The sequence below is a fragment of the Mycobacterium sp. P4_H6 genome, assembly GCF_056400845.1.
The window spans coordinates 1-9456 of the sequence record NZ_JBFUKN010000142.1 but is presented as its reverse complement, the minus strand read 5'-3'; the positions used below and the strand labels follow the sequence as shown (position 1 = coordinate 9456).

At 67.8% G+C, this 9456-nt stretch carries 11 protein-coding genes and 1 pseudogene; 6 read left to right on the top strand and 6 right to left on the bottom strand.

The annotated features are described in order from the left end of the window. Positions 1-1055, top strand: a 1055-nt coding sequence (locus tag AC1DTF_RS31345; protein WP_477476884.1) for an LCP family protein, incomplete at its 5' end; no start/stop codon positions are given. Between the two features lie 139 nt (positions 1056-1194). After that, positions 1195-1740: a ferritin gene (locus AC1DTF_RS31340; protein WP_477476883.1), complete on the top strand. Its 546-nt coding sequence runs from the start codon at positions 1195-1197 to the stop codon at positions 1738-1740. A gap of 15 nt (positions 1741-1755) precedes the next feature. Here the strand turns inward: AC1DTF_RS31340 and AC1DTF_RS31335 are convergent, their stop codons facing one another. From AC1DTF_RS31335 to AC1DTF_RS31325, 3 genes are read right to left on the bottom strand one after another with little or no spacing between them, the layout of a single operon-like run. Continuing rightward, positions 1756-2559 (bottom strand): glycerophosphodiester phosphodiesterase, encoded by an 804-nt coding sequence (locus AC1DTF_RS31335; RefSeq protein WP_477476885.1) that lies wholly within the window; start codon positions 2557-2559, stop codon positions 1756-1758. Positions 2560-2599: 40 nt separating this feature from the next. After that, positions 2600-3637, bottom strand: coding sequence for a DUF4328 domain-containing protein (locus AC1DTF_RS31330; protein ID WP_477476882.1), 1038 nt, complete (start codon positions 3635-3637; stop codon positions 2600-2602). A gap of 20 nt (positions 3638-3657) precedes the next feature. Beyond that, positions 3658-3996, bottom strand: a complete 339-nt coding sequence (locus AC1DTF_RS31325) for a rhodanese-like domain-containing protein (protein WP_057171239.1) — start codon at positions 3994-3996, stop codon at positions 3658-3660. A gap of 403 nt (positions 3997-4399) precedes the next feature. On the opposite strand from AC1DTF_RS31325, the gene AC1DTF_RS31320 reads away from it, so the two are divergent. The 4 genes from AC1DTF_RS31320 to AC1DTF_RS31305 all read left to right on the top strand — a co-directional run bounded on the left by AC1DTF_RS31320 (position 4400) and on the right by AC1DTF_RS31305 (position 6948). Then, positions 4400-4555: a hypothetical protein gene (locus AC1DTF_RS31320; RefSeq protein ID WP_194166871.1), complete on the top strand. Its 156-nt coding sequence runs from the start codon at positions 4400-4402 to the stop codon at positions 4553-4555. A gap of 143 nt (positions 4556-4698) precedes the next feature. Then, positions 4699-5322, top strand: coding sequence for a superoxide dismutase (locus AC1DTF_RS31315; RefSeq protein WP_168142823.1), 624 nt, complete (start codon positions 4699-4701; stop codon positions 5320-5322). Positions 5323-5505: 183 nt separating this feature from the next. Continuing rightward, the gene (locus AC1DTF_RS31310) at positions 5506-6039 is read left to right on the top strand and encodes a peptidase (RefSeq protein WP_477476881.1); all 534 of its coding nucleotides are present in this window, start codon (positions 5506-5508) and stop codon (positions 6037-6039) included. A 510-nt stretch (positions 6040-6549) separates the two neighbouring features. Next, entirely contained in the window at positions 6550-6948 is a 399-nt protein-coding gene (locus tag AC1DTF_RS31305) for a helix-turn-helix domain-containing protein (RefSeq protein WP_057171181.1), read from the top strand. Between the two features lie 66 nt (positions 6949-7014). Here the strand turns inward: AC1DTF_RS31305 and AC1DTF_RS31300 are convergent, their stop codons facing one another. From AC1DTF_RS31300 to AC1DTF_RS31290, 3 genes and pseudogenes are all read right to left on the bottom strand, one after another. Next, positions 7015-8178, bottom strand: coding sequence for a hypothetical protein (locus tag AC1DTF_RS31300; RefSeq protein ID WP_477476880.1), 1164 nt, complete (start codon positions 8176-8178; stop codon positions 7015-7017). After that, positions 8175-8666: an ImmA/IrrE family metallo-endopeptidase gene (locus AC1DTF_RS31295; protein ID WP_057171183.1), complete on the bottom strand. Its 492-nt coding sequence runs from the start codon at positions 8664-8666 to the stop codon at positions 8175-8177. Before AC1DTF_RS31295 ends, AC1DTF_RS31300 begins: the two co-directional genes overlap by 4 nt. 63 nt (positions 8667-8729) lie before the next feature. Then, positions 8730-9456 (bottom strand): annotated as a pseudogene (locus AC1DTF_RS31290) (hypothetical protein); the annotation flags it as partial.

The following is a 9456-nucleotide window of genomic DNA, read 5'->3' as shown; positions in this document are numbered from 1 at the left end:
GCCCCCCACCCCGGCAACCCCCGCCACCGCCTCGGCGCCCGGTGGCGCCGGCACCTGCGCCACCTCCGCCCAGGGCGTCGACCAAGAGACCGCGTCGCCTGCGCCGATGGTTCTCGATACTGCTCGCGGCGGTACTCCTGCTGCTCTGCGGCGGAGTCGCCGGGGCGTTCTGGCTCGACTCGACACTGCAGCGCGCGCCCGTGCTCGCCGACTACCCGGAACGGCCCCCGGCCGGCCGCGGCACCACCTGGCTGCTGGTGGGCTCCGACAGCAGGCAGGGCCTGTCGGTCGACGAGCAGGGCGCGCTGGCCACCGGCGGTGACACCGGCAACGGGCGCACCGACACCCTGCTGCTGCTGCACATCGGCGGGTTGTTATCCGGCACGCCGCCGACGCTGGTGTCGTTGCCGCGCGACTCCTACGTCCCGATACCGGGCTACGGCGAGGACAAGATCAACGCGGCATACGCCTTCGGCGGCGCCCCACTGCTGGTGCAGACCGTCGAGCAGGCGACCGGGATCCGGCTCGACCACTATGCGGAGGTCGGCTTCGGGGGTTTCGCCGCGCTGGTCGACGCGGTGGGCGGGGTGACGATGTGTCCCGCCGAACCGATCAGCGACCCGCTCGCCGGTATCGATCTGCCCGCCGGCTGCCAGGAACTGGACGGCCGCAATGCGCTCGGCTTCGTCCGCTCGCGTGCCACCGCCCGCGCCGACCTGGACCGGATGACCAACCAGCGGGCCTTCATGTCCGCCCTGCTCACCCGGGCGATCAGCCCGTCCGTGCTGCTCAACCCGCTGCGCTGGTACCCGATGGCCACCGCCGCCACCGGCGCGGTCACCGTCGACCAGGGCGGCCACGTCTGGGACCTGGCCCGGCTGGCCTGGGCCCTGCAGGACAACCCGACCGCGACGACGGTGCCGATCGCCGAGTACACCACCAGCGATGTGGGATCGATCGTGGTGTGGGACAGCGAAGCCGCCGGCCGCCTGTTCGGTGCGCTGGCCCAGGACACACCCGTCCCGGCCGACGTGGTGAACACCGATGGCCCCTGACCGACATTGCTCGCCCTGGACGACGCTCAGCAAACAATTTGGACCTCATGTAATGGCGATCACACCGGTTAGGAATGGCTTACCTGATTAAGGGTGACCTTGGATGACACGCCGTCTGACCTGGCCTATCGTGGTCGACATGAGTGATGTACACACCCACGACTCCAAATTCGACACCCTGCTCCGCGAGCAAATTCGTAGCGAGTTCACCGCGTCGCAGCAGTACGTCGCCATTGCCGTCTATTTCGACGGCGCGGACCTGCCGCAACTGGCCAAGCACTTCTACGCGCAGGCCGTCGAGGAACGCAACCACGCCATGATGCTGGTGCAGTATCTGCTCGACCGTGACATCGACGTCGAGATCCCTGGCCTCGATGCGGTGCAGAACCAGTTCGACACCCCGGCGCAGGCGCTGCGGCTGTCTCTCGATCAGGAGCGCACCGTCACCGAGCAGGTCACCCGGCTGGCCAGTGTGGCCCGCGAAGAGGGCGACTACCTGGGCGAGCAGTTCATGCAGTGGTTCCTCAAGGAGCAGGTCGAAGAGGTCGCGACCATCACCACGCTGGTGCGCATCTCGGAGCGGGCAGGTGCGAACCTGTTCCACCTCGAGGACTTCGTGGCCCGTGAGCTCTCCGTGGCGAGCGCCGATCCGACCGCACCGAAGGCCGCCGGCGGCAACCTCTGATCTTTTAAGCCCTTATCAGTCGAGACCGGCTCCGGTGAGCCCGTTCTCCAACCAGTCCTTGGTGCGGCCGGGATGATTGGTGGCCACCCACGCCACCCCGACATCCCGGCAGTACCGGACATCCTCGTAATGGTCGACGGTCCAGCAGTACAGCGCCCGGCCCTGCGCGGCGGCGCGGTCGACCAGTTCGGGATGCTCGCGCAAGGTGGCGATGGACGGGCCCACCGCGGTCGCCCCGACCGTGGTCGCGGCGCCACCGCCCAGGTAACGCGAGGTCTCACCGAGCAGCACGGTCGGCAGCATCGGCGCCGCCCGCCGGATCCGCCAGACCGCGGCCGCCGAGAACGACATCACCACCGCCCTGGCCAGATCCGCCGACGCCGGGGCGGCGATGCCGTACCGGTGCAGCAACGCCAGCACCTTGCTCTCCACCAATGCGCCGTAGCGCACCGGATGTTTGGTCTCGATGAAGATCTTCACCGGGCGCTTGGCGTCCAGTACCAGTGCCAGCAGGGTGTCCAGCGTCAGCAGCCCGGTGTCGCCGGTGGCTCCGCTSTCCCGCCAGCCGGCGTGCCAGGAACCGAAGTCCAGCTCGCGCAGCTGGGCGAGCGTCATCTCCGAGACCAGACCCGACCCGTTCGATGTCCGGTCGACCCGGCGGTCGTGCACGCAGACCAGGTGTCCGTCGCGGGTCAGCCGGACATCACACTCGACGCCGTCGGCGCCCTCCTGCAGCGCGAGTTCGTAGGCCGCGACGGTGTGTTCGGGCCGGTCGGCGGAAGCGCCCCGGTGCGCGACGACGAACGGGTGACCCGTCATGGCCGGTCCGGCAGTCTCAGCGTCCCCCGCGGTCATATGGCTATGCTGCCGGGTTCCGGTCCTCGGCCTCAACCGGAACGACGGATTCGTCGGCGGCGTCCTCTTGTCGGGCCGGCGGCGGCCCGGCCGCGACCATGACCCAGCGCCGCGAGGGCCGGTCGACCGGCTGCCGCTCGAAGCCCTGGTACACCTGCAGCACCAACAGCAGGGTTGCCAGTGCGATCAGGTAACCGATGGTGGTGATCACGGTGTTGTCGGCGATGCGCTGGGCGCCGTCATAGAAGATCGTCAGCACCGTGGTCACGATGGACGCCGTGGCCAGTAGGTAGCTGAAGAACCAGGTGATCCACCAGCTGACGATGCGCAGCCCTGAGCGCTTCTCGGCGCGGGCGAGTTCGATCACGAAGACCGGGGCCATCACCAGGTTCACGAACGGGATCAGGCAGCCGACCCACAACTCCCGGGGTGAGCGAGGATCCGGGCTGCCCACGTGGGCGTACGCCGCCGCTCGCCGGGCGATCAGCCAGTTGGTCAGTATCAACGCGGTGGCCAACACCGCGAAGAACGCCGCCACGCTCGCCGCCACCGGAAGCCAGGTCGCCAAGGCTGCGACGATCGGATCGAGCAGCACCGTCCGATTGATCAGGAGCAGCGCGTACCGGATCACGTGCAGCAGTGCCGCGGCACCCAGCAGCGCCAGGGTGATGACAATCGTGCGGCGCACCGAGGCCGACGACGGGCCGGTGCGCTCGGCAGCGACCTGATCGCCGGCACCGTCGTCATCGAAGCGTTCGTAGAGCCCCCAGCGCGGGATGTAGGCGTAGCGCGGGGTCGGCCCCAATGGGGCGCGCTTGCGGCGCGGCGCCGGTGGCGCACCGGGACGCACCGCGATCCAGCGGTAGCCCGCAGGGGCGCGGCCCGGCTGACCCGCGGAGGGCCGGCCTGCGTCGGGCGGCGAAGTTCCCGGCGCTCCGGGCGACCCTGGAGCGAGCAGCGTGCCGCGGCAGCGCGGGCACCAGACCCGCTGGCGGTCGCGCACGTTCCATCGCGTCCCGCATTGGGCACAGACCTGGATCACCCGACCAGCCTACGACGCGCTCAGACGGTGCCCGCGCTGCCGTCGTCGGTGCTCACCGGTCGCCCGGCCTGCGCCCAGGACAGCATGCCGCCGGTCACGTTGGTCGGTTCGAAGCCGTTTCGTGCCAGATACTGCGCCACCCGCTGGGAGCGCCCACCGGCGTGGCAGATGACGTACAGGGTGGCGTCCCGGTCGATCTCGTCGATGCGGGCGGGGACATCGCCCAGCGGGATGTGCTGGGCGCCGGCCACATGGCCGCGCTGCCATTCGTCGGGCTCACGCACGTCGAGCAGCACCACCGAATCGTCGAACGTCAGCGGCAGCGCACCGACCTCGATCTGCGTCACATCGTCGGTCATGCCGTCCATGCTGGCATGCACGGCATCCCGACGCACCGGATTCCCCCGCGGCGCGGGGTGCCGCGCYGCGACAGCAATTCCTGCACTATCCACAGTTTCCACAGGTTCATCCACAGGCTGTGGTGTCCCGTCCCCATCGATTTCCCTGGACTTCTGTCCAGTGCCTGTGGATAACTGCGGCCCGCGGACGGGTCTGATCAACAGGCCGAACGGGGCCTGAGCAAAACCGGCGAGCGGGTCGGGCCGGCCCGCCGGCATTTCGGATCGGCCAGATTGAATCGCGGCCCGGCGGTGAGCACCCGATTTTTCTGCGGGCGTAACAAGGTCTATGATCGGCGTCACAACAAACCGTGTGACAGATCTCACTGGGGGATGGCTTGATCGTGCAGGTCAGGAGCTTGTGATGGCAGCACACCCGCTTGGTCCGGGTTCAGCAGGGACGTCGTCTGATTGGCAGTCCTCGCACCAGTACACCAACAACCAGGTCGTTGCCCTCATCCGCGCCACTGTGATCGCGCTCGTACTGCTGGGAGTCCTGGCAGCCATCGTGTTGTTCTGACCGTCTTCGAGGTTTCGACGGGGCCCCGACGGGAACCCGGGTCCTTGCGGTGCACGCGGGGATGGACCAAGGTTGAGCTCGAGCTTGTTGTCGATCAACGCGACGCCGAACTCCCTCGCGATCCATGATTAGGAAGGAACCCAGTGGCTGAATACACACTGCCAGAACTCGATTACGACTATGGCGCGCTGGAGCCCCACATTTCCGGGCAGATCAACGAGATCCACCACAGCAAGCACCACGCCACCTACGTCAAGGGCCTMAACGACGCCCTGGCCAAGCTCGAAGAAGCCCGCGCCGGCGACGACCAGTCGGCCATCTTCCTCAACGAGAAAAACCTCGCCTTCCACCTCGGCGGACACGTCAACCACAGCATCTGGTGGAAGAACCTGTCCCCCAACGGCGGCGACAARCCCGAAGGCGAACTGGCCGCCGCCATCGACGACCAGTTCGGATCCTTCGACAAGTTCCGCGCCCAGTTCACCGCCGCAGCCAACGGACTGCAGGGCTCGGGCTGGGCCGTACTGGGCTACGACAGCCTGGGCCAGCGCCTGCTGACCTTCCAGCTCTACGACCAGCAGGCCAACGTCCCCCTGGGCATCATCCCGCTGCTGCAGGTCGACATGTGGGAGCACGCCTTCTACCTGCAATACAAGAACGTCAAGGCCGACTACGTCAAAGCCTTCTGGAACGTCGTCAACTGGGCCGACGTCCAGGACCGCTACGCCAAGGCCACCGCGAACACCGGCGGACTCATCTTCGGCTGAGTTCTCGTCTCTCAGGTCTCGGGCCCCGCGTGCTTCGGCACGCGGGGCTCTTTGCTTGTCGTTTCCGCCGCGTTTCTGGCACTCGTGTCCTCTTGCGTGCTAGTGCCGGACTACCGCATCCTGTGCACAGCGACCCACAGCAGTGTCGGAGGCGGTTACCAGCAAGCACTGTCGGGAGGCCACATGGACACCGGAGCCGGTAGAGCGGTGGAGATCGCCCCATTCCATTCGCGGGGCACCCTCAAGGGTTTCGTGGTGTCGGGCCGCTGGCCGGATTCCACCAAGGAGTGGGCCCAACTGCTCATCGTCGCGGTGCGGGTGGCATCGCTGCCCGGCCTGCTCTCCACCACAACGATTTTCGGTGTCCGCGAGGAACTTCCCGACAAGCCGGAGCCCGGCACCGTCGGCCTGGTGATGGCCGAGGGTCCGGTCGTCGGTGAATCCGCGGTTCCGCCCGGATTTTTCGCCGACCATCAGCCCGCGGCACTGCTGATGCTGCACCCACCGTCGGAGACCACGCCGTCGCTACCGGAGTGCGCGGGCGCGGCGTCGGGCTGCGTATTGCTGCCGGRCCTGCCCCATCTGGGCCTGGAGCATCGTGCCGCCTGGGTGGAAGCGGAGGCCGACGGCACCATCACCTCGATGGTGAGCCGGGTGGGCGTCGACCCGATCAGCCATCCGGACACCGCGATCCTGGCGATGCTGCTCGCCGCGTAGTCGCACTGGCCTTTCCAGCCGTCGGCGACCGACGGGGCGGGTATGCCGCCGTGCGCGTGCACAGCAAACGTCTTCATAACGTTTCGGACACAGTTGGGCCACAATGCCGCGTTCAGCATGTGCCGAGCTCAGCAATGATGGTGTGGCCGTCGGGCCCGCCCATGTCTACCCTTCCTCCACTTCGCCGGCACTGACAGCAAAGGTGAAGTGCAGATTTGCTGTGCGACGCCTGTTAGCTACTGATCGGCTATGGGGTTACTGTGACAACAAGTCAAGATCAACGAATCTGGGCAAAATGGCGAGGCCGTTATTTTTAGGTTCGCCAGATCACAACGTCGCAGCGTGTGTGTCGGGTTGRCGTGCTGCTACAGGACCCTGCAGCGACCCCGCGAGCAGGGTAGTGTTACTTTTCGGTGGTTTGCAYTTGGTTGTGGCGACAACACTCGCTACGATGATCAGCAAATACGAACCTATTGCAGACAGCTCGTGAGCCATGTGGAGGAAAGTTAGATGAGCAAGACGTTCGCCGCCCGGCTAAACCGCCTCTTCGACACGGTTTACCCTCCCGGGCGCGGTCCGCACACTTCGGCTGAGGTGATCGGCGCACTAAAGGCCGAGGGTGTCACGATGTCCGCCCCCTACCTGTCGCAGCTGCGTTCCGGCAACCGCACCAACCCATCCGTGACCACGATGGCCGCCCTCGCCAACTTCTTCCGTATCAAGCCGGCGTACTTCACCGACGACGAGTACTACGAGAAGCTGGACAAGGAACTGACCTGGCTGGCCAGCATGCGCGACGAGGGCGTGCGCCGCATCGCGGCCCGCACCGTCGGCCTGTCCCCCGAGTCCCAGCAGGATCTGGCCCTCAAGGTCGACGAGCTGCGTCGCCGGGAGAACCTCGACGGCTGATCCCTTACGGGATCACCGCCACACACGGTGTCGTCGCGCGCAAGCGTGACGGCACCGTTTGTGCGTTCAGCCGTGGGCCTGCGCCCCGAGCTCCAATTCCCGGAACTGCTCGGCGATGGCGAGTATCCACTCCCGATCCGAGAACGTGGTCGGCTGGCGCAGCCAGTTCAGGCCGGGGAACGCCGCGTGCGCGGTGCCCTCCGCAGCGGCGGACCGGCCCGCGAAGATCCACTCCGCGATGCCACGGGCCTGTTCGTCGGCGGGCACCGGGGGCGAATCGAGATCCGCGATATCGGCGATGTTCAGCGACTGCTCGATATCGCGCTGGCCCGCGGTGGCGTCCACCGTGYGGCGCCGCATGCCCTCGGCCGCAATGGCTTCCAGGTACAGCGAATCCGAAATCAGGGACATCTGCTCGGCGACCCGGAACAACAACGGCCCGCGGGGACGCACCCCGATACCCACATCGGGATGCCGGGTGTTGAGTTCGGCCAGCAGCGGCTGGATCGTCCGCAGTTCCCGGCGCGCACCGAACCAGTCCTCCACGCTGGGCAACAGCGACCCGCCGGCCACCACCAGCATCGCGCAACCCAGCAGCGTCGCCGCCGCACCCACGCCCAGGACATCGGTATTCCCGACGGCCCGGAGCAGGAAGAAGGCACTCGACAGCACCATGAGCACCATGCCGACGCTGAAGACGAAAAGCGCACGGCCCCGCCGGGTCCGGTTGGAATGACGCACTCCCGCCCACGCGACGAGGGTCAGCGCGAGCAGCACATAGAGCAGCGGCAGCAGCCACGACGAGGACCCGCCCGGCGCCAGGTTGCGGCGCATGTACTCCTCGGGCGCCATCTCCGGCATCTGCGGGGCGCGGAAGAACGCCACCAGAGTGGCCGCCGCGATGGCGCCCGCCACCAGGTACTGGCCGATGGCGATGCGGCGGATGGCGGCCGGCTTGCGGCCCGACGCCACGGTCGTGATCATCACGCAACTGCCTGCCGCACAACCGATCAACGCCACCTGGCTGAGCGCGACCGCGATGTTCGGCCACCGCAGCGCGGTGTCGATCAGCAGGGTCAGGGGCTGCCAGTTGAGCGCTGCGACAATCCCGAGACTGCCCAGCGCGAGGATCATCGCGGTGCTCACCAGGGATTGCTTGTTGACCAGCGCCCACCCGATTCGCAAGCCGGTCGCCAACCCGAGGAGACCGGCGATCACCCAGACGATCAACCAAACGCCTCCCCGAGCCGCACCTGCACGATCGACGAACGATCGGACGGTAGCCGCCCGAGACGGTAGATGAGTAGCGCGGCGAAGTCCTCGGCCTCCTGCTCGGCTTCCTCACCCGCGGGGCCCATGCACCCGGTCCGCTGATTGAGCATGTACCCGATGAGGTCCGACCCGGCCAGTTCCATGGTCTCGCGCGCAGCCTCCACCACCGGCATGCCCGCATGACCGAGTACCAGGTGGCCGAGCTCATGGGCCAGGGTGCGGTCCCAGGCGGGCAGTCCCTTCTGGATCAGGAAGACGTCGTGGTCGGCATATTGGCGCCACTGACCACAGACACCGGACGGCAGATCGGCCATCTTGATCTGGATCGGGCGCCCCTGGTCATCGGCGACCGCCTCGACCAGACGCGGCAGCGACACCTCACCCCGGCGTGGCGCAAGGTCGAGCACCGAGCTGACGGCGCGCGTCACGCGGCGACTTGCTGGCATTGCCTCCCCCTTCTCCTCTGGTCCACTATGGCCCGCCGTTGGACGGCAGACTGCCGAATCCGGTCAACTTGAGAACCTTGCTGAGCCACTGGACCGGATCGCGCGGCCGGCTCGGGCCTGCCGATAGCCGATGAGCCCACCCGCGCCGGTGAGCAGCATGATGCCGGTTGCTCCCGGCACCGCGACGGCGATCACCTGAGGCATGCCGGCGGTCCGGAGGTATTCGCCGTAGCCGGCGCGGTAGGAGGCAGGCAGGACGGCATCGGTGCGCGGAGCCGCGGGGCGCTCGGCGGGCGGGGTGCGTGACGGGGCCGGCGGCCGTGCGGCATTCTCCGGCGCCGGCGCCCTAGGTCCCGCGCCGACACCACCGCCGCCGATCCCCGGCACCACCGGGGGCAGCACGATGAGGGGCATCGACAGCACCGGCATGGCCGCGGGCGCGACGAGTCCGGGCAGCGGTTCCTGGGGATCCGGGACGACCGGCAGCACCGGGGACTCCGGTAGTAGTTCGGAGGGCACACCCGGGCGTCCGGCCGGCGGAGCCGTCGACGGCGCGCCCCCGCCGTAGCCGTCGCCGCCGTTGGGCGCCGACGAGTCGGTGTCAGGGGGCAGCGGCCACCAGCCCCAACCGCATTCGTCGTCGTCTTCGTCCTCTTTGACGCCGTCGTCCTTGACGTCGTCTTGTTCGCCGGGAGTACCACCGGGCAGGGTTTCGCCGGCACCGGTTCCGGCCTCGGGAAGTTTGCTGAGGTCGCCCTCGACGGCATCGGCGGGCGGCACCGGAGAATCC

Coding starts and splice junctions, on each gene's coding strand:
- AC1DTF_RS31305 (WP_057171181.1), top strand. CDS start 6,550: ATGAGCAAGACGTTCGCCGCCCGGCTAAACCGCCTCTTCGACACGGTT.
- AC1DTF_RS31340 (WP_477476883.1), top strand. CDS start 1,195: ATGAGTGATGTACACACCCACGACTCCAAATTCGACACCCTGCTCCGC.
- AC1DTF_RS31320 (WP_194166871.1), top strand. CDS start 4,400: ATGGCAGCACACCCGCTTGGTCCGGGTTCAGCAGGGACGTCGTCTGAT.
- AC1DTF_RS31325 (WP_057171239.1), bottom strand. CDS start 3,996: ATGACCGACGATGTGACGCAGATCGAGGTCGGTGCGCTGCCGCTGACG.
- AC1DTF_RS31295 (WP_057171183.1), bottom strand. CDS start 8,666: ATGCCAGCAAGTCGCCGCGTGACGCGCGCCGTCAGCTCGGTGCTCGAC.